Raw genomic sequence first — 26,319 nt, 5'->3', positions numbered from 1 at the left:
TGCGGTGCAGTCCTAGACAGCTCCACCACACCGGAGGTCTTCGCCATGATCAAGCACCCACGCGTGTCAACAACGCTCGTGATCAATACACCTAGCCCCGCACCCCGCACAGGTGCAGCAGCGCCGCCACCCCGCGGTACGGGTCCGTGCGGCCGGCGCGCTCCTCGGCAGCCAGCAGGGTCTCCACGTCGGCCGGGACCGGGGCGTCGTCGGGGGCCGTGTCGGTGAGGACGCGGACGCCGTACCAGGCGTGCAGCGGGGCGCCGATGCCGGCCAGCCGGGCCGTCAGGGTGGACAGGCGGTCGGCGCGGACGTCCAGGCCGAGGCGGTTGCGGTACGACGTGGTGTCGAAGGCGGCGAGGGCGCCGGCCCAGTCGCCGCCGAGGCCCGGGCGCAGCGCGAGCGCGTCGCCGTTGCGGGCCAGCAGGGAGAGCAGGCCGCCCGGGGCCAGCATGCGGGCCAGCCCCGCGAGCAGGGGGTCGGGCTCGTCGACGTACATCAGCACGCCGTGGCAGAGCACCACGTCGAAGGCGCCCGGCAGGAAGTGCACCCCGGTGTCCCGGCCGTCCCCCTCGATGATCCGCATCCGCTCCCGGATGCCCTCGGGCTGCCCGGCGACCGCCGCGCGGGCCGCCGCGATCATCGTCGCGTCCCGCTCCAGGCCGGTCACCTGGTGCCCGGCGCGGGCCAGGCGCAGCGCCTGCGTGCCCTGGCCCATGCCGACGTCCAGCACCCGCAGCCGCCGCCCGACCGGGAAGCGGCCGGCTATCTGCTCGTCCAGCTGCCGCGCGACCAGTTCCTGCCGCACGACGTCGCGCAGACCGCCCGAGAGCGAGAGCCAGGCGTCGGCCGCGCCGCCGGCGAACGGTGTCGTGCTCAGGGCCGCTCTCCGCGCTTGACCTGCGGCTTGGGCAGCCGGAGCCGGCGCATCTGGAGGGAGCGCATCAGACCGTAGGCCACCGCGCCGCGGCGCGGCTGGTCCGGGAAGCGCTCGGCGAGCCGCTTCTTCAGCCGCACCCCGTTGACGAGCGAGTCCAGCACGATCAGCACGATCACGACCAGCCACAGCAGCAGCACGATGTTCTGCAGCGCGCCCACCCGCACCATGCTCAGCACGAGGATGACCACGGCCATCGGCAGGAAGTACTCGGCGATGTTGAACCGCGCGTCGATCGAGTCGCGCACGAACTTGCGGACCGGGCCCTTGTCACGGGCCGGCAGGTACCGCTCGTCTCCACTGGCCAGCGCCTCGCGCTGCCGCTGCATCGCCGCACGCCGCTCGTCGCGCTGCTGCTTGGCGGCGCCCTTGCGGGTCGTCGGTGTCTGGGCGACGCTGCGGCGCTGGGTCTGGGCCGCACTGCGCTTGGGCGTCGGCCTGCCCTTCGGGGCCTGCGGATCGCGGGGCTGCTTGGAGTCGGTCACCACCGGCGCCTTCACGACGCCCGGGGCCTTCTCTTCCTTGACACGGCTACGGAACACGAAACCCAAGGGTACGGGGTGGTGAAGGATGGGTCCCGATCCGATCGGGAACGATCCGGCAACGCCGGACGTCCTAACAGGGACAGACCGGACGTCCCGCACCGGCCGACCCCGACAGGCACCTACTCCCTGGGCCGGACCGGAAGCACGCGGGCTCGTCCTTGGGGAGGAGCGCATCCGCCCCCGAACAGTGCGGTAATGGATGCAGGGCCCGTACTGTGGGTTCTGTCGCAGGTGCTGGAGCCGGAGTCGGTCAGAAGGGGGCGCGCGAAGCCCATGAGCGGTGTCATGAAGCGTATGGGGATGATCTTCCGCGCGAAGGCCAACAAGGCCCTTGACCGGGCCGAGGACCCGCGCGAGACCCTCGATTACTCGTACCAGAAGCAGCTGGAGCTGCTCCAGAAGGTGCGCCGCGGCGTCGCCGACGTGGCGACCAGCCGCAAGCGCCTGGAGCTGCAGCTCGGCCAGCTCCAGTCGCAGTCCGGCAAGCTGGAGGACCAGGGCCGCAAGGCGCTGGCGCTCGGCCGTGAGGACCTCGCCCGCGAGGCGCTCTCCCGCCGTGCCGCCCTCCAGCAGCAGGTCACCGACCTGGAGACGCAGCACGCCACGCTCCAGGGCGAGGAGGAGAAGCTCACCCTCGCGGCCCAGCGCCTCCAGGCCAAGGTGGACGCCTTCCGGACGAAGAAGGAGACCATCAAGGCCACCTACACCGCCGCCCAGGCCCAGACCCGCATCGGCGAGGCGTTCTCCGGCATCTCCGAGGAGATGGGCGACGTCGGCCTGGCGATCCAGCGCGCCGAGGACAAGACCGCCCAGCTCCAGGCCCGGGCCGGCGCCATCGACGAGCTGCTCGCCTCCGGCGCCCTGGACGACCAGTCCGGCATGCACAAGGACGACATCCAGGCCGAGCTTGACCGCCTCTCCGGTGGTACGGATGTGGAGCTGGAGCTCCAGCGCATGAAGGCCGAGCTGGCCGGCGGCAGCGGCGCCGACCGGCAGGCCATCGAGGGCGGCGCCGGCCAGGCGCAGCCCCAGCCCCAGCAGCAGCCGCAGGACACCCCGCGCTTCGACAAGCAGTAGCCGAGGCAGTAGCCGAGCAGGAGGAGGCCGACATGATCGTACGGATCATGGGGGAAGGGCAGCTGGAGCTGGCCGAGAGCCGCCTGCCCGAGCTGGACACGCTGGACGACGAACTCCTGAAGGAGATGGAGCACGGCGACGGCCCCGGCTTCCGCGCCACCCTCCACGCCCTCCTGGCCAAGGTCCGCGACCTGGGCACCCCCCTCCCGGACGACTCCCTGGACCCGTCCGACCTGATCCTCCCGTCCCCGGAGGCGACCCTGGAGGAGGTCCGGGACCTCCTGAGCGACGACGGCCTGATCCCGGGCCCATAAAACGCCCAGGATGGGCGGCGGGTGGGCATAGGCCGGGGTCCAGGGGCGGGAGCCCCTGGCGGGGTACGGGGCAACGCCCCGTGCACCCTCCACCGGGCGCAACCCGGCTACCGTACGCAGACGTGACCACCCTCACCCGCGCCCGCTGCAGAATCCACGCCCACCCCACGGCGTGGGACGCCGCGATCGCCGCCGGCGTCCTCGCCTGCATGGTCGCCGGCTCCTTCGTGGACCCGCACGACCCCGAGGGCGTCACCTGGGGCGTCCGCACCCCGGACGCCCTCAGCCTCGCCCTGATGACGGCCGGCGCCGTCGCCCTGGCCTTCCGCCGCCGCGCCCCCCTCACCGTCCTCGCGGTCACCGGCGCCGTCTCCGTGGTGGAGCTGGTGACCGGCGACCCCCGCGCCCCCGTCGTCATGACCGCGGTCGTCGCCCTGTTCACCGTCGCCGCCCTCACCGACCGCCCCACCGCCTGGCGCACCGGCCTGCTCACCATGACCGTGCTGACCGCCACCGCCATGCTGGCCGGACCGCTGCCCTGGTACGCCCAGGAGAACCTCGCCGTCTTCGCCTGGACCGGCATCGGCGCCACCGCCGGGGACGCCGTCCGCAGCCGGCGCGCCTTCGTGCACGCCATCCGGGAGCGGGCCGAGAAGGCGGAGCGGACCCGCGAGGAGGAGGCCCGCCGCCGGGTCGCCGAGGAGCGGCTGCGCATCGCCCGCGACCTGCACGACGTCGTCGCCCACCACATCGCCCTGGTCAACGTGCAGGCCGGGGTCGCCGCCCACGTCATGGACAAGCGCCCCGACCAGGCCAAGGAGGCCCTCGCCCACGTACGGCAGGCCAGCCGCTCCGCCCTGGACGAGCTGCGCGCCACCGTCGGCCTGCTGCGCCAGACCGGCGACCCGGAGGCCCCCACCGAACCGGCGCCGGGCCTCGACCGCCTCGCCGAACTCGCCGGCACCTTCCGCCACGCCGGCCTGCACGTCGAGGTGGCCCGCGCCGACCAGGGCACCACGCTGCCCGCCGCCGTCGACCTGGCCGCGTACCGGATCATCCAGGAGGCCCTCACCAACGTGCAGAAGCACGCGGGGACCGGCGCCCGCGCCGAGGTCAGCGTGGTCCGGGTCGGCCCGCGCATCGAGGTCACCGTCCTGGACGACGGCGCCGGCGCGGACGCGACGGCACCCGAGGCCACCGCCCCGGCGGACGGCGGCGGCCACGGCCTGCTCGGCATGCGCGAGCGCGTCGCCGCGGTCTCCGGCACCCTCACCACCGGACCCCGCTACGGCGGCGGCTTCCGCGTCCATGCCATCCTGCCGGTCACCATCCGCCCCGAGACCGCCGAGGACCCCGTATGACGATCCGTGTCCTGCTCGCCGACGACCAGGCCCTGCTGCGCAGCGCCTTCCGGGTGCTGGTCGACTCCGAGCCGGACATGGAGGTGGTCGGCGAGGCGTCCGACGGTGCCGAGGCCGCCCGGCTAGCCGCCGAGCACCGCCCCGACGTCGTCCTGATGGACATCCGCATGCCCGGCACCGACGGCCTCGCCGCCACCCGCCTGATCAGCGCCGACCCCGACCTCGCGCACGTCCGCGTGGTCATCCTGACCACCTTCGAGGTCGACGACTACGTGGTGCAGTCGCTGCGCGCCGGCGCCTCCGGCTTCCTCGGCAAGGGCTCCGAGCCCGAGGAACTGCTCAGCGCCATCCGCGTCGCGGCCGGCGGCGAGGCGCTGCTCTCCCCGTCCGCCACCAAGGGCCTGATCGCCCGCTTCCTCGCCCAGGACGGCACCGCCGAGGAGCGCGACCCCGCCCGCGCCGAGAGGCTGGACGCGCTGACCGTGCGGGAGCGCGAGGTGCTGGTCCAGGTCGCCGGCGGGCACTCCAACGACGAGATCGCCGAGCGGCTCACGGTCAGCCCGCTCACCGTGAAGACCCACGTCAACCGGGCCATGGCCAAGCTGGGCGCCCGCGACCGGGCCCAACTGGTGGTCATCGCCTACGAGTCGGGGCTGGTACGTCCGAGGGTGGACTGAGCGCTCACGGGCGTACTGCGCCGGGAGTAGGCACCGGATAAGGAACGGGACCTGGGAGCTACGGAACCCGGCCCGGGCATGGCCCAGGGTGATGGGGTGGCCGCCCCGCGCGCCCCCTCCTCCGCTCGGTGAACAGAAGAGAGACCCTCACCCATGTCCTGGCTGTCGAGATTCAGCCTCGCCCAACGCGCCCTGATCGGGCTGGTGTCGCTCGTCGCGCTCGTCTTCGGCGCGATCGCGATCCCCCAGCTCAAGCAGCAGCTGCTGCCCACCATCGAACTCCCCATGGTCTCCGTGCTCGCCCCCTACCAGGGCGCCTCCCCGGACGTGGTGGAGAAGCAGGTCGTCGAGCCGATCGAGGACAGCCTCGAAGCCGTCGACGGGATCTCCGGGGTCACCTCCACGGCCAGTGAGGGCAACGCCGTCATCATGGCGTCCTTCGACTACGGCAACGGCACCCAGCAGCTCGTCGCCGACGTCCAGCAGGCCGTCAACCGGGCCCGCGCCCAGCTCCCGGACGACGTCGACCCGCAGGTGATCTCCGGCTCCACGGACGACATCCCCACCGTCGTCCTCGCCGTCACCTCGGCCGAGGACCAGCAGGCGCTGGCCGACCGGCTCGACAAGACGGTCGTCTCGGAGCTGAAGGACATCGACGGCGTCGCCCAGGTGACGGTCGACGGCGTCCGCGACCTCCAGGTCGCCGTCACCCCCGACCCGGCGAAGCTGGCCGCCGCCGGCGTGCCCCCGCAGGCCCTCGCCCAGGCGCTCCAGGCCGGCGGCGCCACCGTCCCGGCCGGCTCCTTCGACGAGGGCGGCGCCAACCGCACGGTCCAGGTCGGCGGCGGCTTCACCTCGCTGAAGCAGATCCAGGACCTGATGGTCACCGGCGGCAAGAAGCCGGTGCGCCTCGGCGACCTCGCCACCGTCCGGCAGGAGGAGGCCAAGGCCGACTCCCTGACCCGCACGAACGGCCGGCCCAGCCTCGCCGTCGCGGTCACCATGGACCACGACGGCAGCGCCGTCGCGATCTCCCGGGCCGTCGAGGACAAGCTCCCGCACCTGCGCGAGCAGCTCGGCGCCGGCGCCACGCTCACCGTCGTCAGCGACCAGGGCCCGGCCGTCTCCGACGCCATCGAGGGCCTCACCACCGAGGGCGGGCTCGGCCTGCTCTTCGCCGTCCTGGTGATCCTGGTCTTCCTCGCCTCGATCCGCTCCACCCTGGTCACCGCGGTCTCCATCCCGCTCTCCGTGGTGCTCGCGCTGATCGTGCTGTGGACGCAGGACCTCTCCCTCAACATGCTCACCCTCGGCGCGCTCACCATCGCCATCGGCCGGGTCGTCGACGACTCGATCGTGGTCCTGGAGAACATCAAGCGCCACCTCGGCTACGGCGAGGAGCGCCAGGAGGCCATCCTGCGTGCGGTGCGCGAGGTGGCCGGCGCGGTCACCTCCTCCACCCTCACCACGGTGGCCGTCTTCCTGCCGATCGGCCTGGTCGGCGGCATGGTGGGCGAGCTGTTCGGCTCCTTCAGCCTCACCGTCACCGCGGCACTGCTCGCGTCCCTGCTGGTGTCGCTGACGGTCGTCCCGGTCCTCTCCTACTGGTTCCTGCGCGCCCCCAAGGGCACCCCCGAGGACGCGGAGGAGGCCCGGCGCCTCGCGGAGGAGAAGGAGGCGAAGAGCCGCCTCCAGCGCTTCTACGTCCCCGTCCTGCGCTTCGCCACCCGCCGCCGCCTCACCAGCGTGGCCATCGCGCTCGTCGTGCTGGTCGGCACCTTCGGCATGGCGCCGCTGCTCAAGACCAACTTCTTCGACCAGGGCGACCAGAAGGTGCTCAGCGTCAAGCAGGAGCTGAAGCCCGGCACCAGCCTGAGCGCCACGGACGCCCAGGCGCGCAAGGTCGAGAAGCTGCTCGGCGGCACCGAGGGCGTCAAGGACTACCAGGTCACCATCGGCTCCTCCGGCTTCATGGCCGCCTTCGGCGGCGGCACCGACTCCAACCAGGCGTCCTACCAGGTGATGCTGGAGGACGACGCCGACTACGCGGACGTCCAGGACCGCGTCGAGGACGGCCTGGCGAAGCTCGACGGCATCGGCACCACCACCGTCTCCGCCGGCGACGGCTTCGGCAGCCAGGACCTCAGCGTCGTCGTCAAGGCGGCCGACGCGGGCGCCCTGCGGCAGGCCGCCGAGCAGGTCCGTCAGGCCGTGGCCGGCCTGGACGACGTCACGGACGTCACCAGCGACCTGGCCCAGAGCGTGCCGCGCGTCTCGGTACGGGCCAACGCCCGGGCCGCGGCGGCCGGCTTCACCGACCAGAGCCTCGGTGCGGCCGTCGCCCAGGCGGTGCGCGGCACCCCGGCGGCCAAGGCGGTGCTCGGCGACACCGAGCGCGACGTGGTGATCCGCTCGGCGCGGCCCGCCACGACACTGGCCCAGCTGAAGGCGCTGAACCTCGGACGGGTGACGCTCGGCGAGGTGGCGACCGTCCAACTGGTCGACGGCCCGGTCTCGATGACCCGCATCGACGGCCGCCGCGCGGCGACCATCAGCGCCAAGCCGACCGGCGACAACACCGGCGCCGTCGGCCAGGACCTCCAGAAGAAGATCGACGCCCTGGACCTGCCGGCCGGCGCGACCGCCGAGATCGGCGGCGTCACCGCCGACCAGGACGACGCCTTCGCCAACCTGGGCCTCGCCATGCTGGCGGCGATCGCCATCGTGTTCATGCTCCTGGTCGGCACCTTCCGGTCGCTGGCCCAGCCGCTGATCCTGCTGGTGTCGATCCCGTTCGCGGCGACCGGCGCCATCGGCCTCCTGGTGGCCACCGGCACCCCGATGGGCGTCCCGGCGATGATCGGCATGCTGATGCTGATCGGCATCGTGGTCACCAACGCCATCGTGCTGATCGACCTGATCAACCAGTACCGCAAGCAGGGCTACGGCGTGGTGGACGCGGTGGTGGAGGGCGGCCGGCACCGCCTGCGCCCCATCCTGATGACCGCCCTGGCGACCGTCTTCGCCCTGCTCCCGATGGCCCTCGGCGTCACCGGCCAGGGCGGCTTCATCGCCCAGCCGCTGGCGGTGGTGGTGATCGGCGGCCTGATCACCTCGACCCTGCTCACCCTCCTCCTGGTCCCGACCCTCTACGCGATGCTGGAACTCCGCAAGGAGCGCCGGGCGAGGAAGCGGGCGGCGAAGAGGGGCGGCGGGGTCCCGCCCCAGGCGCCGGCGTCGGAGCAGCCGGAGCCGGCGAAGGTCTGAGGCAAAGGGAACGCCCGTACGGGATTCCCCACCGGGGCAGAAGCCTGTGTCGGTATGAGGCTGGGCCTCTTCGCCGCTGACCCGACCGTCCTCCTCGAAGGCGAGAGCCCACTCGGCTGCATGCAACAGGTCGGCAGACGTCAGGACCTGGTCAGAGACAGGTGGATGTTGTAGGTCCTGATCGTCTGGTCGATCTGCTCGCGAGTCGCGACATCCGTTCGCTCGGGGAAGCCGATCACGACCGTGGCGCGAGCGCGTCGGTAGTCGTAGAACAGGCCTTCGGGATGCGGCCGGCCGTCAGCTCAGCCGGCGGGGAGAGCCCGGAGGCGCTCGCGGAACGCCCGCACGGCCGGTACCGCAGAGTGCGGTTCGAGGTGTCGGCTGAACTTGGTCAGTCGGACGTGCGCCCGGTCGGAGCGGACGCGGCTCTCCAGCAGTTCCAGGCCGATGTTGGCGGCGTCCAGGGCGCCGTCGAGGTCTCGGGCGACCAGTCGTGCGGTGGCAAGGCGTCCAGAGCGGACGGCCCGGTCGCGCGGTACCGCCTGGTGCACCGCGTCCGCGAGGGCGCTGGTGGCGCGTTCAGGGAAGCCGGAGCGGAGCATGATCTTGCCCTCGGTCGACTTCAGCTGGGCCTCCCCGTACCAGCCGAGCCAGTCGGGGCGGTCGCCTTCGCAGTGGGCGCCCCACAGGTCGTAGGCCCGGTTGAGGGACTTGCCGGCCGCCTCGTGCCGGGTGTCTCGGGACAGGGCCTCGGCCTGATGGAGATGGAGGTATGAGGCCGCCGCCGGCGGTAGGGCCGAGGGCGCGTTGCCAATGGCGGTGTCGATGAGCTTCACGCGTGCGGCCGTATCGCCGGAGTCGGAGATGTGGACGCCCATCTCGGCGAGGACGAAGGCGCCGAAGCCGTCGTCCTTGGCGCTGTGGGCGCTGCGGAGGGCGCCGACGTAGTAGCGCTGGCCGAGGGAGCGGAGACCCTTGTCGTAGGCCATCCATCCTGCGAGGTAGGACACCCGGGCTGCCGTGGCGTAGAGGCGGTGCTCGATGGCGTCGGTGTATCGCCCGTGGTCGAGGAGGCTGGTGATCAGTGCGAGGTCGCTGGTGGCCTGGTCCAGGAGTCGTGCGCCGCCCATCTGGTCGTCGAGCGCGCGGAGGGTGTCCACGCGCGCTTCGATGGTGGTCACCATCGTGTCGGTGACGCGGTCGCCATCGATTGCCGAGGCGAATGCCTCTGGGGCGGCCGCCCAGTTGGCGGCGACTCCCGTCAGCGCGACGCCAGTGATGGACAGGAAGCCCCGACGATCCATGTGACCGCTTCTGACCAGATCGGCGAATACCCTCACGGTGCCGGCCGGAGTCCACGGGGCCGCCAGGGCGGTCGACTCCCACGCCGGCAGCCACCGCGGCCAGGACACCGAGCGTACGTAATCCTCGGCGACGCCCAGCAGGTCGGCGAGCACCCATTGCGCGTCCGCGTCAGGCGCCTGCCCCTGCTCCCACTTCCAGACCGTCGTCCGGTTGGTAGCCAGCGGTACGCCCAGCTCGGCCCCGCGTTCGCGCATGAGCCGGGCTAACTCGGCCTTGCCCCAGCCCTTGCCCTCTCGCACGTAGGTCAGCGGGTGCAGGGCCATCGGGTCGGACATCCCACCCTCCCCTCAGGTTGGTGGTCAGGAGGCTACTCCCCGTGTGTGCGGGAAACGGGGGTTTCTCTCGCTGGAGGAACCCCCGGGAATCGTTCCGGGCCCGTGGGCCACGGCCGTTCACTGGGCCTCACGCCGTTCGGAGCTGAGCACCCGGGTCAACCGGCTCCCCCGCCCCGCTCCGGACGGCTCCCAGGACCGCAGCCCGTCATCGACGTCCCTCGCGTGGGTGACGGGCTGCACCGCCCCGAGGAGGTCGTGATGAGCCAGCCTCTGCCCGTCCGTACGCCCGGCGGCAGCGGACGACAGCACACGGTTCCCGAGCCGCCGGCCGGTCCGAGCCCGGCCCCCCGAGCCCGCGCCGAGTCCGGGTGGGAGAGATTCCTCCGCCGCGCGGCCAGCGACCGCGAGGAGTCCGAGCAGTGAATCCGGTCGACGCCGAAGGCCGGGAGGACCACCCCCTCCTTCACTGCCTGGTCCGTGACATCGCGAGCGGTGGTGAAGGGGAGCTGACGGCTGTCGTCCATGAGAAGCACGGCGGCCGGCTGATCCGCATCGCCCACATCCAGCCCGCGAACGGCATCGCCTGGTCGACCGCGGCCGACAACGTCGGGCCCGCCCGATGAGGCAGCGCCTCGCTGTCGCGGCCTACGTGATCGTCATCAGTGCGCTCGTCGTCACATTGGCCATCGCTGGAACCCCCGACCACTGAGAAATGGGAGGAGCACCATGAGACCTACCGCGAACCCGCGGCTTCAACCATCGCCAGGCCGTGGCCGAGGAGTGGTTCCGCACCCAGGTCCTGCCTCGCGTGTCCGGTGCGCGGTTTCTCCCCTGCCAGGTGCGGCAGCTGCGGAGCGAGCACCTGCCGGCGATGCTGCGCGACGAGGACAGGAAGAGCCTGGCCCGCATCACCGGGGACTTGGTGAAGGTCTCCGCGCGGTGGCGCTGCCTGCCCTTCCACTACTTCCGCTACGGCGGGTACCGGCGCGAGGTTTCTGCCGAGCGGGCCTGCTCGTATCTGCCGGAGAGCGCCCTGTTCCACCGGCTCCTTCCCCGCGTGAACCGGGACGCGATCGACCTGGACGACAAGACGTCCTGCAAGAGGATCCTCGCCTCCGCCGGCGTCCCGCAGCCCGCGCTCATCGCGAGCGGTGACGGCCGCACGGGTCTGACGTCCGGCGGTGATGTGGTGCCGCTGGCGGAGGTCCTCGACCACGCCTCCGGATTCGGCCGCGTGGTGGTCAAGCCCTCCCGCTACTCCAGCGGTGGGTCCGGCGTCGCAATCGTGCGGCCTGGCGAGGGCGCCTTCGACCTGCCGGCCTACGCGAAGCGGTGGGGCACATGGCTGGTTGAGCAGCACGTGCCGCAGCATCCCGACCTGGACGTACTGAACCCGTACGCACTCAACACGTTCCGCGTGATCACCCTGCTGCGTGAAGGCAAAGCCGAGGTCCTGTACGTGATATTGAAGCTCGGCGGCGCCGAGAGCACCACGGACAACTCGGCCGCCGGCGGGATGCAGATCCGTGTTCACCCCGACGGGCGACTCGACCGCCACGGCTACGACCGGTACCTGCATGCCCACACCCGCCACGAGGTCAGTTCGGTGCAGTTCGCCGACCACCGGATCTCCCCCATGACGGAGGTCCGAGAGCTGGCCGAGCGCTGTGCCCGCCTCTTCCCGCAGGTGCCCTTCATCGGCTGGGACATCGCGCTTACGCCGGGCGGGCCCGTGGTCATCGAGGGCAACAGCAGCCCTTCCCTCGCACACATCCAGCGCACTCACGGTGGCGTCGCGCTGGAGCTCGTTCCCGCGCTCCGCTCCGTGATGGATCGCCCGATCACCTGACCAAGGAGTTCCCGTGGAAAGCCTGAGAATGCAGGCCCGTGCCGCAGCCGGAGGTCTGCTCGACGCGCTCAAGTCGATGCCCGAGGTCCAGGCGCTCTACGTCCTGTCCTCCTCGGCGGTCGCGCCCCGCAACGTCACCCGGTTCAGCACCGACTCCGACTTCGACCTGGCCGTCATTCTCGACGTCGCGATCAAGGAGGACGAGTGGAGGTCGCGGCCGGCGGACACGTACGCCCTGGTCCGCGACCGGCTTCCCGCCTGGATCCCGGAGTTCAGCTTCCACCTGCCGGTCCCCTGGGGACGCATGGAGGTCAACGTCCACCAGCTCCTCTTCCAGTACGAGGCCGACCCGCGCACAACGTGGAACAGCGACAAGTGCGACGCCTACGGGAACAAGGGCGAGCCGCTCTTCGACCGCGAGGAAGCCTTCGGGGTACTGATCTCCCACAAGTCGCGCGAGCAGCTCCAGCGCCTGGAGGGTGAGACCTACCGGCTGCACAACCGGCTCACCTGGGACGTACGCGAGATCCCGCTGCGGATGGCGCGGCGGGTCGGAGTACCCACGGGCCACTTCGTCCTCTCCAGGGCGCTGGACGAGGTCGTGGACTGGATGTACGCGCGATCGGGCCAGATGCTGCCGAACATGAAGTGGAAGCTGTACTCCCTCAGCGCGCTCGGCCTGATCAGTAGCGAGCAGGAGAACCTGCTGATCGAGGCCCAGCAGTGCGACCCGCTGTCGATGGTCGACCTGGAACGTCGGTGCGAGGCCCTGACCGAGTTCTGCCGAGTGGTCGGGATGGACCTCAGCCCCGGGGCGATCGAGGCCGTGAGGAAGGCGTATCAGCAGGCCACCCACCACCTTCTCGGGCAGGAGGCGGCGATCTTCGCCACCCTGCCGTCCCCGCAATTCCTCCCCTTCGGGGAGCGCGACGGTTCCAGTTAGACGCTTATGTCCGGGCGTCAGTACGCTGCGTGATCCGCTTACACAGGAGGCATGATGTCGATCAAGGTCCACAACACGCTCACCGGTCAGACGGAGGAGTTCCGCCCCGAGCGGGAGGCCGAGGTGCGGATGTTCGTGTGTGGACCCACGGTGTACGGCCCGAGCCACGTCGGGCACGCGAAGACGTACACGCAGTTCGACTTCATCGCCCGGTACTTGGAGGCGAGTGGGTACAAGGTCACGTACCTCCAGAACATCACCGACGTCGATGACAAGATCATCCGACGGTCGGCGGAGGAGGGTGTCCCGCCGGAGGAGATCGCGGCGCTCTTCGAGAGGCAGTACCTGGAGGACATGGCCGCGCTGGGGAACACCCGCGTCGACGTCCACGCGCGGGCCCACGACTACATCGACGGCATTGTGGACCAGATTAAGCGGCTGATCGAGCGGGGGCACGCCTATCAGCTCGATGACGGCTGGTACTTCGACCTGGCCTCGTTCCCTGCGTACGGCAAGCTCTCCGGCCGCACCGACCTATGCCCCGAGGACGCGGTGTCGCGGATCGATGATAACTCGAAGAAGCGCAACCCGGGCGACTTCGCGCTGTGGAAGGGCCGCAAGGAGGGTGAGCCTTTCTGGGAGACCGAACTGGGCCCCGGCCGGCCGGGCTGGCACATCGAGGACACCGCGATCACGGAGACGTTCTTCGGGCCCTCGTACGACCTGCACGGCGGGGCCGTCGACCTCATCTTGCCGCACCACGAAGCCGAGGTCGCCCAGATGGAAGCCGCGTCCGGCATCGAGCCGCTGGCCCGCCACTGGATGCACACAGGTCTGCTGCGGGTCGACGGCGAGAAGATGTCGAAGAGCACCGGCAACTTCCTCACCATCCGCGATGCCCTCGCCCGGACGGACTTCCGGACCCTGCGGCACGCCTTCCTCTCCCAGCACTACCGCTCCTCCATGGAGCTGAACGACTCCACCCTGGAGCAGGCCCGAGGGGCACGCCGCCGGATCGAGAATTTCGCCCGGACCATCGACCCCGCGCACACCGACAGCCCGGACAACGCCGCACGCACGACGGACGCCTGGAAGGAGGTGCGCGAGCGCTTGGACGACGACTTCGACACTCCCGGCGCCCTCGCCGTCCTGTTCCAGTACATCCGCGAGCAGAACCGCACGGATGAACCGTCCGGCCCGGCCGCCCTGCGGCTGATCGAGGACGCGAACAACCTCTTCGGCACCTTCGACATCCACGGCTCCGCCCAGAGCGACGCCGCCGTCGACGAACTCGTGAAGGAACGCGACCGGCTCCGCGCGGCGAAGAAGTTCGCCGAGGCCGACGCAATCCGCCACCAGCTCACCCAGCGGGGCGTCGGCCTTGAGGACTCGCCCGAGGGCACCCGTTGGTGGAAGGAGACCACCCCATGACCTGGAAGAGCCGCTTACCGCTCGTCGTAGAGAGCGCCATCCCCCTCAGCCTCTGCGGAGCGCTGATGGACCACGTGAAGAACCACACCTCCCGCCCGCGCACGTACCAGGGCGCCATCGACGAATCGCTGCGCAAGAGCGAGTACGTCGAGATCCCGACGCACCTGCAGGAGGCGGTGACCTCCCACTGCGCCGCCCACATCAGCAGCCACTTCGAGATCGTCCCGAGGCACATACCCACCCAGCCGGCGGTCGTCTACCGCTACGGCCCCGGCGTCGGCTTCGTCGCCCACCACGACGAGGTCACCGACACCGAACGCGAGCGGGCCAGGACCAACGGCCAGCCCGTAGTCGGCGGTGACCTCACCCTCGTGGTCTGGCTCAGCACGCCGGATTCCTATGGCGGCGGGGAGCTGTTCTTCGAGAACCCCGCCCAGGAGATCAAGCCGCCCTGCGGCACCCTTGTCGCTTTCCCCGCCACCCGCGATCACATCCACGGTGTACGGCCGATCACGAGGGGTGAACGCGTGACGCTCGTTATACGCGTCGACGCCGAATGCCTTTGAATCAGAGGTCAGTTCTCCCGTCAGTGAGGGCAACTCGGCTGCCAGGATGAACGGTATGACGACGATCAACGGTGAGGTAGCGCCCGGATTCGAACCGGTCCGCGAGGCGTTCGCAGCGAACTTCACCCAGCACGGGGACATCGGCGCGGCCGTGTGCGTCTACCGGCACGGCCGGCCGGTGGTCGACCTGTGGGGTGGCGTCGCCGACGTCGACACCGGCCGTCCGTGGACGCGGGATACCTTGCAGCTGGTCTACTCGGCGACCAAGGGAGCCACTGCGACCGCGGCGCACATACTGGTAGAGCGCGGCATGCTCGACCTCGACGCCCCGGTGGCGAAGTACTGGCCGGAGTTCGCGGCAAACGGCAAGGAGGACATCCCCGTGCGCTGGCTCCTGTCCCACCAGGCCGGCTTGGTCGCCCTGGACGATCCGCTTCCGCTGCCCGAGGCGTTGGCCTGGGACCCGATGGCAGCAGCGCTGGCAGCCCAGCGCCCGCTGTGGACTCCAGGCACAGCACACGGGTACCACGGCCGCACCTGGGGCTGGCTGGTCGGCGAGGTGATCCGCCGCGTCTCCGGCAGTTCGCCGGGCCGTTTCTTCGCCGAGGAGATCGCGGGCCAGCTCGGGCTGGATTTCTTCATCGGCCTGCCGGCGAGCGAACGCGGTCGAGTCAGCCGCATGGCGTACCGGAGCCCGGCCGTCGACCTCACCGCCGTTCCCCCCGAGGACGTTCCCGAGGAGCTCCGTGAACAGGTCGCCGCCTGGCGCGACCCGAACTCATTCAGCAATCGGGCCTTCGCGGTCACCACCCCGGCCGCGATCGACTTCGGCTCCCCCGAGGTGCAGGCCGCCGAACTCCCGTCCTCCAACGGAATCGGCACCGCGCAGGCACTCGCCCGCATGTACGCCGCCCTGATCGGCGAGATCGATGGCGTGCGCCTGATCGCCCCGGAGACATTGGCGTCGGCGACGGAAGAGCAGGCCGGTGGGAAGGATCAGGTACTGGTGTTTCCGAGCCGATTCAGCACCGGATACATGTTGCCCACCGAGGGCAACCAGATGACCGGCCCGAACGCCTTCGGCCACACCGGCCGGGGCGGCTCACTCGCCTTCGCCGACCCCGAGCACGGTATCGCCTTCGGCTACGCGATGAACCACATCATCAGCGGAGCCGACGACGTGCGCGCAGCTGCTCTGGTCGAAGCAGTGCGCACGTCGCTGGCGTGACGATTTGACCGGGGGCGGCCGTGTAGACGACAGGGTGTGGCTGGTGCTTTGCCTGTGTGCTCAGTCCTCGCTTCCCGGTGTCGGATGGAGTGAACGTGGACCGCGCCCAGAACTCGGGGAAGTACGGCGACACCGACGAGTGAGAGATCAGGCGTCAGCGGGGTCGGGCTCGCCGTCCGGGGGGCTCATCCCCTCCGGCTGCTCTTGCCGGGCTGGGATCTCGACGGGATGGGTGCAGCGCCACAAGGCCCTCGTCCCTGACTCCGTGCGGACGGTTTCCTTGAGGCCCTGGTGGTCGCATTGGGCGCATGAGCCGATGACTGCGGCGGAGTCGGCAGAGCGCCATGCGAAGCAGATGATCTGACCATGGGTGTACCCGTGCTTGAAGCCCCTCTGGATGACGTCCGTGGGTTCCTCACGTCGAGCTTCGGGTACCTCGGGATAGCCGTACTACTTGGTGAGCGGGTTGTTGAGGTAGGCCGCGATGTCCGCGATCTCCAGCCGGCCCATCAGGTGATTTCGTTGGCGCGTTTACCACGCGGCAGCCAGACCACCGATGACCCGCCATGCGACCTCTGTGGAACGCGCCGCCGCCTCCGCCGCGCTGGGATGCCCGCCGTGGGAGCTAGGGCTGTGTGCCGGCTGCGGCCAGCTGATGCGGCGCTACGGGCGGAACGCTGCCATGTACTGCAACGTGTGCCGGTCCGTCCTCAACGGTCGGTAGACGGGGAACTGCAACCAAAGCGGCAACCACGCAAACGACGAAGGTCCCGACCGCTCAGCGGTCGGAACCTTCGTTTCGACTGGCCAGCCGTGGCGGAGGATACGAGGCCTTACGGCAACGCCAGCATCCGCTCAAGCGCCAGCTTCGCGAAGGCTTCCGTCTCCGCGTCCACCGAGATCCGGTTCACCAGCGTCCCCTCCGCCAGCGACTCCAGCGTCCACACCAGATGCGGCAGATCGATCCGGTTCATGGTCGAGCAGAAGCACACCGTCCGGTCCAGGAAGACGATCTCCTTCCCCTCGGGCGCGAACCGGTTCGCCAGCCGCCGTACCAGGTTCAGCTCCGTCCCGATGGCCCACTTGGACCCGGCCGGCGCGGCCTCCAGCGCCTTGATGATGTACTCCGTCGACCCGACGTAGTCCGCCGCGGCCACCACCTCGTGCCGGCATTCCGGATGCACCAGCACGTTCACCCCCGGCATCCGCGAGCGCACATCGTTCACCGACTCCAGGCTGAACCGCCCGTGCACCGAGCAGTGCCCCCGCCACAGGATCATCTTGGCGGCGCGCAACTCCTCCACCGTCAGCCCGCCGTTCGGCTTGTGCGGGTTGTAGAGGACGCAGTCCTCCAGCGACATCCCCATGTCCCGCACCGCGGTGTTGCGCCCGAGGTGCTGGTCGGGAAGGAACAGCACCTTCGAACCCTGCGCGAAGGCCCACTCCAGGGCCCGCTGCGCGTTGGAGGAGGTGCAGATGGTGCCCCCGTGCTTGCCGGTGAACGCCTTGATGTCCGCGGAGGAGTTCATGTACGACACCGGCACGACCTGCTCGGCGACGCCCGCCTCGGTCAGCACGTCCCAGCACTCGGCGACCTGCTCCGCGGTGGCCATGTCGGCCATCGAGCAGCCGGCCGCGAGGTCGGGCAGGACCACCTTCTGGTCGTCGGAGGTGAGGATGTCCGCCGACTCGGCCATGAAGTGCACACCGCAGAACACGATGTACTCGGCCTCCGGACGCGCCGCCGCGTCCCGGGCCAGCTTGAAGGAGTCGCCCGTGACGTCCGCGAACTGGATGACCTCGTCGCGCTGGTAGTGGTGACCGAGGACGAAGACCTTGTCGCCGAGCTTCTCCTTGGCCGCGCGGGCGCGCGCGACCAGGTCCGGGTCGGAGGGCGAGGGCAGGTCGCCGGGGCACTCCACGCCGCGCTCGCTCTTCGGGTCGGCCTCGCGGCCGAGCAGCAGCAGGGCGAGGGGCGACGGCTGCACGTCGAGGTCCTGGGCTTGGGCGGTGGTCACGACACGCACCCTTTCTACTTTTCGTCTAACTGACGCTATATATCATAATCGCTTCACGTCAGTTTGACGATCCCCATCGTGTCGATGTGACGTGAATCCCGGTATCCGGGTCACTGTCCGCGTACGGGGGCATGTGCGAGCATGAGGGGACGGGCCGAGGAAGAAGACGACGGATTCCGCGCCCGGAATGAATCGGCGTTCCCGTCGGTTGGAACCGTCGGCAAGCAGTCTCCGTACAACCCGGGAGAGATGTAGATGTCCGTATCGGACGAGACCACCACCGTCACCGACGGCATCATCCTGACCGACGCCGCCGCGGGCAAGGTCAAGGCCCTGCTCGACCAGGAAGGCCGTGACGACCTGGCGCTGCGCGTCGCCGTCCAGCCCGGTGGCTGCTCCGGCCTGCGCTACCAGCTGTTCTTCGACGAGCGCTCGCTCGACGGCGACGTGGTGAAGGACTTCGGCGGAGTCAAGGTGACCACCGACCGGATGAGCGCCCCGTACCTCGGCGGCGCCACCATCGACTTCGTGGACACGATCGAGAAGCAGGGCTTCACGATCGACAACCCGAACGCCACCGGCTCCTGCGCCTGCGGCGACTCCTTCAGCTGACCGGCGCCCCGCGCGCACGAAGGGCGGCGGCCCCGGGGAACCCTCCCCGGGGCCGCCGCCCTTCCGTCTGCCCTCAGCGGCCCTCCGCCGACGGCGCCGGCAGCCGCGCCCCCGGCTTGTACCGCGGAACCTTCGCACCGTCCGAGCCGATCACCGTCCGGTCACCGAGCGGACGCTCCAGCGGCACCGTCCGCTCGTACGCCTTGGCGATCATGATGCACACCTCGTCCGGGTGCTCCGTCGCGGTCACCGTGACCCGCACCTCGCCGCCGCTCTCCTGCGCCGCCGCGTCGTAGTCCGCGCACACCCCGCCGGTGAAGTGCACGGTCAGCTCGCGGCCCGCGCTGGTCCAGCCGTCCACGTGCATCTTCCGTGAGGTGCCGGGGCCGCCGGTCGGCTGCTGCGACGGCGAGGCCGCCGCGGGCGTCAGATAGGCGGGGTCGACGGCCGGATGGGTGACCGTGTACGTGTCCTTCGCGCCCGGCGCCCGCACCTGGAACAGCCAGGACGGCACCAGCACCGGGCGCCCCCGCGCCGTACGCACCGCGAGACCGAACACCGCGCTCTCCACCGTGGCCGTCTCCCGCTTGCCGGGCTCACCCGCCGACACCGTCGCGCAGGACGTGGACTCGTCGTCCCCCAGCGGCACCGGGCTCGCGCAGCCGCCCACCCCGGAGCCGGGACCCGCGCCCTGGCCCGGCCGGTTCAGCAGCGCCAGCGTCCGCTCGGCGTCCAGGACCGGGTACGTGTCCGACCTGGCCGGCGCCGCCAGCTGCCCGCTGCCGCCGACCACCTCGCCGCCCGCGCCGACCACCAGGCCGGTCGTCCAGCCGTAGGTGGGCAGCCCGCCGACCCGCGGCTCGGCGTTCACCGCCCGCTCGGCGCCCATCACCTGGCGCGTGTCCAGCGCGGCCGTCTCCTGGCCCAGCGCCCGCAGCACCGGCGCCGCCGCCTTCTTCGCCGCCGCCTCGCTCACCGGCGTACCGCCCCCGGCGCCCGCCGAGCCGGCCGAGGAGCCCTTGCACACCGGGCCCGTTCCGCAGTCGTCGGTGCCCGGCGCGTACCGGGCGAAGGTCCAGGTGCCCGGCGCCTGCCGCCGCACCGTGAGCAGCGGGCCCGAGCCGTCGCGCGCGGTGCCGACCCGCCACTCCTCGCCCCGCGCCACCGGCGCCCCCGGCACCCCGAGCGCCTTCGCCAGCCTGGCGACCTGGGCGTCACCCACCTCGGCGCCCGTCCGGTACACCGGCGCCGAGCCGGGGCCCTTCGGCAGCGGTCCCTCGGCGCGGTAGACCACCCCGCCCGGGTCGGGTTCGCCCGGGGCGATGCCGTTGCCGCCGCCCTGCTCGGCGGGCCGGCCGTCCAGGGCGAGCGGCGGGGGAGTGGGCTGAGTGGGCCGCGCCGCCGCGGCCTTGTCGTCCGCGCGGCCGTCGCCGGACGCGGACGTCGCCAGATACGCCCCGCCGGCCCCGGCGAGCAGCACCGCCGCGGCGACGGACGCGACGACCGCGGGGGAGCGGCGGCGCCCGCCGGGACGCCCGGTGCCGGTGGGGTCGGCGTGCTCGTCGTGGTCGGGTCGCTCGGTGTTCACCACATCGCTCCCTCGGCTGCGAAAGGCTGCACAGGCTCTGCAGCGGACGCCGGTTGGACGTGGCGGGGAGCGATCCGGTTCCGGGTACGCCGGAGCGTCACCCGGACGGCGGATCAGTCGCCGTACTCCTCCATCGCGTCGAGCAGCTCCGCCGAGGTCTGCGGCACGCGCACCCCGTGCGGCAGCGACACCGGGGTGTCGTGCTCCGGACCGCGTTCCGGCGCCGTCCAGCGCGGGGCCATCCGGGCGCAGTCGCCGCGCAGTGACGCCAGGTCGCCCTCCAGGTCGGCGGGGGCGGGGGCGGCGGTCTCGAGCTTCGTCATAGCGGCACCGTAGGCACGTCCCGGACCGCGAAGAAAGTCGTACTACCGGGTAGTTTTGCCTGCTTCGGACTCGGCGTCCGCGCGGGTAGCGTGAGCAGTCCACCCGCCCTCCCCCCAGGAGAGAGTCCACGCCGTGCGCATCGCAGTCACCGGCTCCATCGCCACCGACCACCTGATGACCTTCCCCGGCCGCTTCGCCGACCAGCTCGTCGCGGACCAGCTGCACACGGTCTCGCTCTCCTTCCTGGTCGACAAGCTCGACGTGCGGCGCGGCGGGGTCGGCGCCAACATCGCCTTCGGCATGGGCCAGCTGGGCACCCGCCCGGTCCTGGTCGGCGCCGCGGGCCCCGACTTCGACGAGTACCGCGCCTGGCTGGAGCGGCACGGCGTCGACACCGACTCGGTGCGCATCTCCGAGACCCTGCACACCGCGCGCTTCGTGTGCACCACCGACGCCGACCACAACCAGATCGGCTCCTTCTACACGGGCGCGATGAGCGAGGCCCGCCTGATCGAGCTGAAGACCGTCGCCGACCGGATCGGCGGCCTCGACCTGGTCTCCATCGGCGCCGACGACCCCGAGGCGATGCTCCGGCACACCGAGGAGTGCCGGGCCAGGGCCATCCCCTTCGCCGCCGACTTCTCCCAGCAGATCGCCCGGATGAGCGGCGACGAGATCCGGATACTGCTGGACGGGGCGACCTACCTCTTCTCCAACGAGTACGAGAAGGGGCTCATCGAGACCAAGACCGGCTGGAGCGACGCGGAGATCCTCGACCGGGTCGGCCACCGCGTCACCACCCTCGGCCCCCGCGGCGTGCGCATCGAGCGGACGGGCGAGGAAACGATCGAGGTCGGCGTGCCCGACGAGGAGCGCAAGGCCGACCCGACCGGCGTCGGCGACGCCTTCCGGGCCGGCTTCCTCTCCGGCCTCGCCTGGGGCGTCGGCCTGGAGCGCGCCGCCCAGGTCGGCTGCATGCTGGCCACCCTGGTCATCGAGACCGTCGGCACCCAGGAGTACCAGCTGCGCCGCGGCAACTTCATGGAGCGCTTCACCAAGGCGTACGGCGACGACGCCGCCGGCGAGGTGCGCACCCACCTCTCCTGACGCCCCGCCAGGCGTCAGCCGAGCCGGCGGACCACATAGACCGCGCCCCGGTCCGCCGGCTCCTCGCCCACGTACTCCTGGCCGCGCATCTCGCACCACGCCGGGATGTCCAGGCGGGCCGCCTCGTCGTCGGAGAGCACCCGCACCGTGCCGCCCACCGGCACGTCGCCGATCACCTTCGCCAGCTCGATCACCGGAACGGGGCAGCGCCGCCCCAGCGCGTCCACCGTGAGCGCGGGAGCCGACGGCCGGCCGACGGGGGAGGGGGCCGCCGGGACGCCGAGCCGCTCCCGCATCCCCGCCACCGCGCCCGGCAGCACCGCCAGGAACCGCTCGACGTCCTCGGCGGCCGTCCCCGGTGGCAGCGACACCCGGACGTTGCCTTCGCTGAGCACGCCCATCGCCCTCAGGACGTGGCTGGGCGTCAGGGTGCTGCTCGTGCAGGACGATCCGGAGGAGACCGAGAAGCCCGCCCGGTCCAGCTCGTGCAGCAATGTCTCCCCGTCGACATAGAGACACGAGAAGGTGACGATGCCGGGCAGCCGCCGCACCGGATCGCCGACGACCTCGACGTCCGGCACCAGTTCGGGCACCCGGGTCCGGATCCGCTCCGTCAGCTCCCGCAGCCGCCCCGCCTGCTCGGCCGCCTCGGCGCGCGCCGCCCGCAGCGAGGCCACCGCCGCCACGATCGCCGGGATGTTCTCGAAGCCGGCCGCCCGTCCCGACTCCCGCTCGTCCACCGGCCCGCGCGGCGCGAACCGCACGCCCTTGCGCACCACGAGCAGCCCCACGCCCGACGGTCCGCCCCACTTGTGCGCGCTGGCCGTCAGCAGCGACCAGCCACCGGGCACCTGCCCCCAGCCCAGCGACTGGGCGGCGTCCACCAGGAGCGGCACGCCCGCCGCCCGGCACGCCTCGGCCACCTCGGCCACCGGCTGCTCGGTGCCCACCTCGTGGTTGGCCGACTGGAGCGCGGCCAGCGCGGTGTCCGCGCCGAGCGCGTCGGCGTACGCGGAAGGGGCGACGGCACCCGTACGGTCCACCCCGACCCGGGTGACCGTGCCGCCGTCCGCCTCGTGGGTCTCCGCCGCGTGCAGTACCGAGGAGTGTTCGACCGCTGACACGATCAGGTGACGGCCGCTGCGGCGACGCCCGGCCAGCGCGCCCGCCACCCCCGTGTGCACCGCCCGGGTCCCCGAAGGGGTGAACACCAGCTCGTCCGGACGGCACCCCACCGCCTCCGCCGCCGCCTCCCGCGCGGCGTCCAGCAGCAGCCGCGCCCGCCGCCCCTCCCGGTACAGCCGCGCCGGGTCCGCCCACCCCTCGTCGAGGGAGGCCAACAGCGCCTGACGGGCGACGGGGTGGAGCGGAGCGGCGGACGCCGCGTCGAAGTAGGCCATGCCGTAAAGCTAGCTCCGACGCGCCGACTCCCACCCTTCGGAGTGACCGGCGGCGCGTATGCCACCCTCCCCGCGAACCCCCGAAGGGCGTCGGCTAGGGTTTGGTCCGCATAAACATCCAAACCCCTGCCCGACGCAGGGCGGCGACCGACCAGCGAGAAGGCCGCAGCCGTTACGCGCGGGCGAGACTCTCGGGAAGGCGCTACGTGAGTCCCAACGGCTCCGACCTCCCCCACTGCCCGAAAGGCGTGGGCGGGACCCCCACTCCGCGGCGCCCGTTGCGGCGGAAGCTGCTGCAGGCACTGACCGCGGCCGCGGTCCTGGCGACCGCCACCGGTTGCACATCCGAGGACTTCCCCCGCCTCGGCATGCCCACCCCCACCACGGAAGAGGCTCCCCGGATCCTCTCCCTGTGGCAGGGCTCGTGGGCCGCCGCGCTCGCCGTCGGCGTGCTGGTGTGGGGTCTGGTCCTGTGGAGTGCTCTCTTCCACCGGCGCAGCCGCACCAAGGTCGAGGTCCCCCGGCAGACCCGGTACAACATGCCGATCGAGGCGCTGTACACCGTGGTCCCGCTGATCATCGTCTCGGTGCTCTTCTACTTCACGGCCCGCGACGAGTCCGACCTGCTCAGCCTGGACAAGAAGCCCGCCCACACGGTCAACGTGGTCGGCTTCCAGTGGAGCTGGTGCTTCAACTACGTCGAGGCCGTCCCCGGTTCCCCCGGCGACGCCAAGACCTCCGCCGACCTGGCCGCGATCCCCAACCGCTTCAAGGACGCCTTCCCGGCGAACGCGGGCGGCGTCAACGACTGCGGCACCCCGGGCACCCGGAACCCGCAGAACAACAACCCCGGTCCGACCCTCTGGCTGCCCAAGGGGGAGAAGGTCCGCTTCATCCTGACCTCTCGTGACGTCATCCACTCCTTCTGGGTGCTGCCGTTCCTCATGAAGCAGGACGTCATCCCGGGCCACACCAACGCCTTCGAGGTGACCCCCAACAAGGAGGGCACCTTCCGCGGCAAGTGCGCCGAGCTGTGCGGCGTCGACCACTCCCGGATGCTGTTCAACGTCAAGGTCGTCTCCCCGGAGCTCTACCAGAAGCACCTCCAGGACCTCGCGCAGAAGGGGCAGAAGGGTTACGTGCCCGCCGGCATCGAGCAGACGGGCCACGAGAAGAACCGGGAGACGAACAACCTGTGAGCATCCTCAACGAACCCCAGGGTGCCGAGGCGGCGGGGTCCCACTACGCGGACGAGCTGCCGGTCAGGCGCCAGAGGCGCGGCGAAGTCGTCGTCAAGTGGCTCACCACCACCGACCACAAGACGATCGGCACGCTGTACCTGGCCACCTCGTTCGCGTTCTTCGTCATCGGTGGCGTGATGGCGCTCGTGATGCGCGCCGAGCTGGCCCGCCCGGGCCTGCAGATCGTGTCGAACGAGCAGTTCAACCAGGCGTTCACGATGCACGGCACGATCATGCTGCTGATGTTCGCGACGCCGCTGTTCTCCGGCTTCGCGAACTGGATCATGCCGCTCCAGATCGGCGCGCCCGACGTCGCCTTCCCGCGGCTGAACATGTTCGCCTACTGGCTCTACCTGTTCGGCTCGACCATCGCGGTCGGCGGCTTCCTCACCCCGCAGGGCGCGGCCGACTTCGGCTGGTTCGCCTACTCGCCGCTCTCCGACGCGGTGCACTCGCCGGGGATAGGAGGTGACCTGTGGATCATGGGTCTGGCCTTCTCCGGCTTCGGCACCATCCTCGGCTCGGTCAACTTCATCACCACCATCATCTGCATGCGCGCGCCCGGCATGACCATGTTCCGCATGCCGATCTTCACCTGGAACGTGCTGCTGACCGGTGTGCTGGTCCTGCTGGCCTTCCCGGTCCTCGCCGCCGCCCTGTTCGCCCTGGAGGCCGACCGCAAGTTCGGCGCCCACGTCTTCGACGCGGCCAACGGAGGGGCGTTGCTCTGGCAGCACCTCTTCTGGTTCTTCGGGCATCCAGAGGTGTACATCATCGCGTTGCCGTTCTTCGGCATCATCAGTGAGGTCATCCCGGTCTTCAGCCGGCGCCCGATCTTCGGCTACATGAACCTGATCGCGGCCACCATCGCCATCGCCGGTCTCTCGGTGACGGTGTGGGCGCACCACATGTACGTCACGGGCGGTGTGCTGCTGCCGTTCTTCTCCTTCATGACCTTCCTGATCGCGGTCCCGACCGGTGTGAAGATCTTCAACTGGATCGGCACCATGTGGAAGGGCAGCCTGTCCTTCGAGACGCCGATGCTGTGGGCGATGGGCTTCCTCATCACCTTCACCTTCGGTGGTCTGACCGGTGTCATCCTGGCCTCGCCGCCGATGGACTTCCACGTCTCGGACTCGTACTTCGTGGTGGCGCACTTCCACTACGTGGTGTTCGGCACCGTGGTGTTCGCGATGTTCTCCGGCTTCCACTTCTGGTGGCCGAAGTTCACCGGCAAGATGCTCGACGAGCGGCTCGGCAAGATCACCTTCTGGACGCTGTTCATCGGCTTCCACGGCACCTTCCTGGTCCAGCACTGGCTGGGCGCCGAGGGCATGCCCCGCCGGTACGCGGACTACCTCGCGGCCGACGGCTTCACCGCCCTGAACACGGTCTCCACGATCAGCTCGTTCCTGCTGGGCATGTCGATCCTGCCGTTCTTCTACAACGTCTGGAAGACGGCCAAGTACGGCAAGCCGGTCGGCGTGGACGACCCGTGGGGCTGGGGCCGCTCCCTGGAGTGGGCGACCTCCTGCCCGCCGCCGCGGCACAACTTCCTCACGCTGCCGCGCATCCGCTCGGAATCCCCCGCCTTCGACCTCCACCACCCGGAGATCTCGGCGATCGACCAGCTGGAGAACGTCGGCCCGGCCGAGGACAAGGCCCTCGCCGGCGGCAAGGAGGCCGGTCAGTGAAGATCCAGGGCAAGATGTTCATGTGGCTGAGCGCCTTCATCCTGGTGATGGCGATCGTCTACGGCGTGTGGTCCAAGGAGCCGGCCGGCACCACCGCCCTCTTCCTGGCCTTCGGCCTGTCGATCATGATCGGCTTCTACCTGGGCTTCACCGCCCGGCGGGTCGACGCGGGCGCGCAGGACAACAAGGAGGCGGACGTCGCGGACGACGCCGGCGAGGTCGGGTTCTTCAGCCCGCACAGCTGGCAGCCGCTCGCGCTCGGCTTCGGCGGCGCCCTCGCCTTCCTGGGCGTGGCCGTCGGCTGGTGGATCCTGTTCTTCTCGGCGCCGCTCATCCTGGTCGGCCTGTGGGGCTGGGTCTTCGAGTACTACCGCGGTGAGAACCGCACCCAGTAGCACCGCCGCGAGGCCGTGAAGGGGCCCGGACACTCCGTCAGGAGCGTCCGGGCCCCTTCCGTTCGTCCCCTCGTCCCCGTCCCGTCGTCCCCGTCCCGCCGTCCG

Annotated in this window: 23 protein-coding genes; 16 read left to right on the top strand and 7 right to left on the bottom strand. The window is 70.9% G+C overall.

From position 1 onward, the window contains the following. Window positions 1-91: 91 nt before the first annotated feature. Window positions 92-796 (bottom strand): class I SAM-dependent methyltransferase, encoded by a 705-nt coding sequence (locus tag ACGFZL_RS22425; protein WP_393694116.1) that lies wholly within the window; start codon window positions 794-796, stop codon window positions 92-94. Window positions 797-876: 80 nt separating this feature from the next. Further along, complete coding sequence (locus tag ACGFZL_RS22420) at window positions 877-1,524, bottom strand: DUF3043 domain-containing protein (RefSeq protein ID WP_355167188.1); 648 nt, start codon at window positions 1,522-1,524, stop codon at window positions 877-879. Window positions 1,525-1,767: 243 nt separating this feature from the next. Between ACGFZL_RS22420 and ACGFZL_RS22415 the strand changes: the two genes are divergently transcribed. The 5 genes from ACGFZL_RS22415 (at window position 1,768) to ACGFZL_RS22395 (ending at window position 8,178) form a co-directional block, all read left to right on the top strand. Then, window positions 1,768-2,559, top strand: a complete 792-nt coding sequence (locus ACGFZL_RS22415; protein WP_355166893.1) for a PspA/IM30 family protein — start codon at window positions 1,768-1,770, stop codon at window positions 2,557-2,559. A 32-nt stretch (window positions 2,560-2,591) separates the two neighbouring features. Further along, a complete protein-coding gene (pspAA, locus tag ACGFZL_RS22410) occupies window positions 2,592-2,873 on the top strand; it encodes a PspA-associated protein PspAA (protein WP_393694099.1) in 282 nt (93 codons plus the stop codon). A gap of 122 nt (window positions 2,874-2,995) precedes the next feature. Further along, window positions 2,996-4,234: a sensor histidine kinase gene (locus tag ACGFZL_RS22405; RefSeq protein WP_355166897.1), complete on the top strand. Its 1,239-nt coding sequence runs from the start codon at window positions 2,996-2,998 to the stop codon at window positions 4,232-4,234. Further along, a complete protein-coding gene (locus ACGFZL_RS22400) occupies window positions 4,231-4,911 on the top strand; it encodes a response regulator (RefSeq protein WP_393694096.1) in 681 nt (226 codons plus the stop codon). The genes ACGFZL_RS22405 and ACGFZL_RS22400 overlap by 4 nt, the downstream gene beginning before the upstream one ends. A 153-nt stretch (window positions 4,912-5,064) precedes the next feature. Then, window positions 5,065-8,178 (top strand): efflux RND transporter permease subunit, encoded by a 3,114-nt coding sequence (locus ACGFZL_RS22395; RefSeq protein WP_393694094.1) that lies wholly within the window; start codon window positions 5,065-5,067, stop codon window positions 8,176-8,178. A 302-nt stretch (window positions 8,179-8,480) separates the two neighbouring features. On the opposite strand, the gene ACGFZL_RS22390 is transcribed toward ACGFZL_RS22395, so the two are convergent. Further along, window positions 8,481-9,818 (bottom strand): transcriptional regulator, encoded by a 1,338-nt coding sequence (locus ACGFZL_RS22390; protein WP_393694092.1) that lies wholly within the window; start codon window positions 9,816-9,818, stop codon window positions 8,481-8,483. A 419-nt stretch (window positions 9,819-10,237) separates the two neighbouring features. Here ACGFZL_RS22390 and ACGFZL_RS22385 point away from each other — a divergent pair, with 419 nt between their 5' ends. The 6 genes from ACGFZL_RS22385 (at window position 10,238) to ACGFZL_RS22360 (ending at window position 15,835) form a co-directional block, all read left to right on the top strand. After that, on the top strand, window positions 10,238-10,441 hold the full coding sequence (locus ACGFZL_RS22385; protein ID WP_393694090.1) for a hypothetical protein: 204 nt from the start codon (window positions 10,238-10,240) through the stop codon (window positions 10,439-10,441). A gap of 248 nt (window positions 10,442-10,689) precedes the next feature. Further along, window positions 10,690-11,667, top strand: coding sequence for a sugar-transfer associated ATP-grasp domain-containing protein (locus ACGFZL_RS22380; RefSeq protein WP_393694088.1), 978 nt, complete (start codon window positions 10,690-10,692; stop codon window positions 11,665-11,667). Window positions 11,668-11,680: 13 nt separating this feature from the next. Then, on the top strand, window positions 11,681-12,610 hold the full coding sequence (locus ACGFZL_RS22375; RefSeq protein WP_393694086.1) for a hypothetical protein: 930 nt from the start codon (window positions 11,681-11,683) through the stop codon (window positions 12,608-12,610). Between the two features lie 51 nt (window positions 12,611-12,661). Continuing rightward, window positions 12,662-14,041 carry a cysteine--tRNA ligase gene (gene cysS, locus ACGFZL_RS22370; protein WP_393694084.1) on the top strand — a complete coding sequence of 460 codons (1,380 nt, stop codon included), beginning with the start codon at window positions 12,662-12,664 and terminating at the stop codon, window positions 14,039-14,041. Then, window positions 14,038-14,607, top strand: a complete 570-nt coding sequence (locus ACGFZL_RS22365) for a 2OG-Fe(II) oxygenase (RefSeq protein ID WP_393694082.1) — start codon at window positions 14,038-14,040, stop codon at window positions 14,605-14,607. The genes cysS and ACGFZL_RS22365 overlap by 4 nt, the downstream gene beginning before the upstream one ends. 55 nt (window positions 14,608-14,662) lie before the next feature. Continuing rightward, window positions 14,663-15,835, top strand: a complete 1,173-nt coding sequence (locus ACGFZL_RS22360) for a serine hydrolase domain-containing protein (RefSeq protein WP_393694080.1) — start codon at window positions 14,663-14,665, stop codon at window positions 15,833-15,835. An 833-nt stretch (window positions 15,836-16,668) separates the two neighbouring features. Here the strand turns inward: ACGFZL_RS22360 and nadA are convergent. Then, window positions 16,669-17,853, bottom strand: coding sequence for a quinolinate synthase NadA (gene nadA, locus ACGFZL_RS22355; RefSeq protein WP_355166903.1), 1,185 nt, complete (start codon window positions 17,851-17,853; stop codon window positions 16,669-16,671). 255 nt (window positions 17,854-18,108) lie between these two features. On the opposite strand from nadA, the gene ACGFZL_RS22350 reads away from it, so the two are divergent. Beyond that, the gene (locus ACGFZL_RS22350; protein WP_355166905.1) at window positions 18,109-18,465 is read left to right on the top strand and encodes an iron-sulfur cluster assembly accessory protein; all 357 of its coding nucleotides are present in this window, start codon (window positions 18,109-18,111) and stop codon (window positions 18,463-18,465) included. Between the two features lie 73 nt (window positions 18,466-18,538). Here ACGFZL_RS22350 and ACGFZL_RS22345 read toward each other — a convergent pair whose 3' ends face one another. Both ACGFZL_RS22345 and ACGFZL_RS22340 read right to left on the bottom strand, forming a co-directional pair. Then, on the bottom strand, window positions 18,539-20,053 hold the full coding sequence (locus ACGFZL_RS22345; protein ID WP_393694077.1) for a hypothetical protein: 1,515 nt from the start codon (window positions 20,051-20,053) through the stop codon (window positions 18,539-18,541). Between the two features lie 113 nt (window positions 20,054-20,166). Beyond that, a complete protein-coding gene (locus ACGFZL_RS22340) occupies window positions 20,167-20,376 on the bottom strand; it encodes a hypothetical protein (protein ID WP_393694075.1) in 210 nt (69 codons plus the stop codon). A gap of 133 nt (window positions 20,377-20,509) precedes the next feature. Between ACGFZL_RS22340 and ACGFZL_RS22335 the strand changes: the two genes are divergently transcribed. Next, window positions 20,510-21,484, top strand: coding sequence for a carbohydrate kinase family protein (locus ACGFZL_RS22335; RefSeq protein ID WP_393694073.1), 975 nt, complete (start codon window positions 20,510-20,512; stop codon window positions 21,482-21,484). A 14-nt stretch (window positions 21,485-21,498) separates the two neighbouring features. Here ACGFZL_RS22335 and ACGFZL_RS22330 read toward each other — a convergent pair whose 3' ends face one another. Next, window positions 21,499-22,884 (bottom strand): cysteine desulfurase/sulfurtransferase TusA family protein, encoded by a 1,386-nt coding sequence (locus tag ACGFZL_RS22330; RefSeq protein WP_393694071.1) that lies wholly within the window; start codon window positions 22,882-22,884, stop codon window positions 21,499-21,501. A gap of 206 nt (window positions 22,885-23,090) precedes the next feature. Here ACGFZL_RS22330 and coxB point away from each other — a divergent pair, with 206 nt between their 5' ends. From coxB to ACGFZL_RS22315, 3 genes are read left to right on the top strand one after another with little or no spacing between them, the layout of a single operon-like run. Continuing rightward, complete coding sequence (gene coxB, locus ACGFZL_RS22325) at window positions 23,091-24,083, top strand: cytochrome c oxidase subunit II (protein ID WP_355166915.1); 993 nt, start codon at window positions 23,091-23,093, stop codon at window positions 24,081-24,083. Beyond that, the gene (ctaD, locus tag ACGFZL_RS22320) at window positions 24,080-25,819 is read left to right on the top strand and encodes a cytochrome c oxidase subunit I (RefSeq protein WP_355166917.1); all 1,740 of its coding nucleotides are present in this window, start codon (window positions 24,080-24,082) and stop codon (window positions 25,817-25,819) included. Before coxB ends, ctaD begins: the two co-directional genes overlap by 4 nt. Next, window positions 25,816-26,214, top strand: coding sequence for a cytochrome c oxidase subunit 4 (locus ACGFZL_RS22315; protein ID WP_355166919.1), 399 nt, complete (start codon window positions 25,816-25,818; stop codon window positions 26,212-26,214). Before ctaD ends, ACGFZL_RS22315 begins: the two co-directional genes overlap by 4 nt. The last annotated feature ends 105 nt before the right edge of the window (window positions 26,215-26,319 follow it).

This window comes from Streptomyces sp. NPDC048182 (genome assembly GCF_043202555.1).
Lineage (GTDB): Bacteria > Actinomycetota > Actinomycetes > Streptomycetales > Streptomycetaceae > Streptomyces.
The sequence above is the reverse complement of the archived record's forward strand: the minus strand, read 5'-3'. Positions and strand labels throughout refer to the sequence as shown.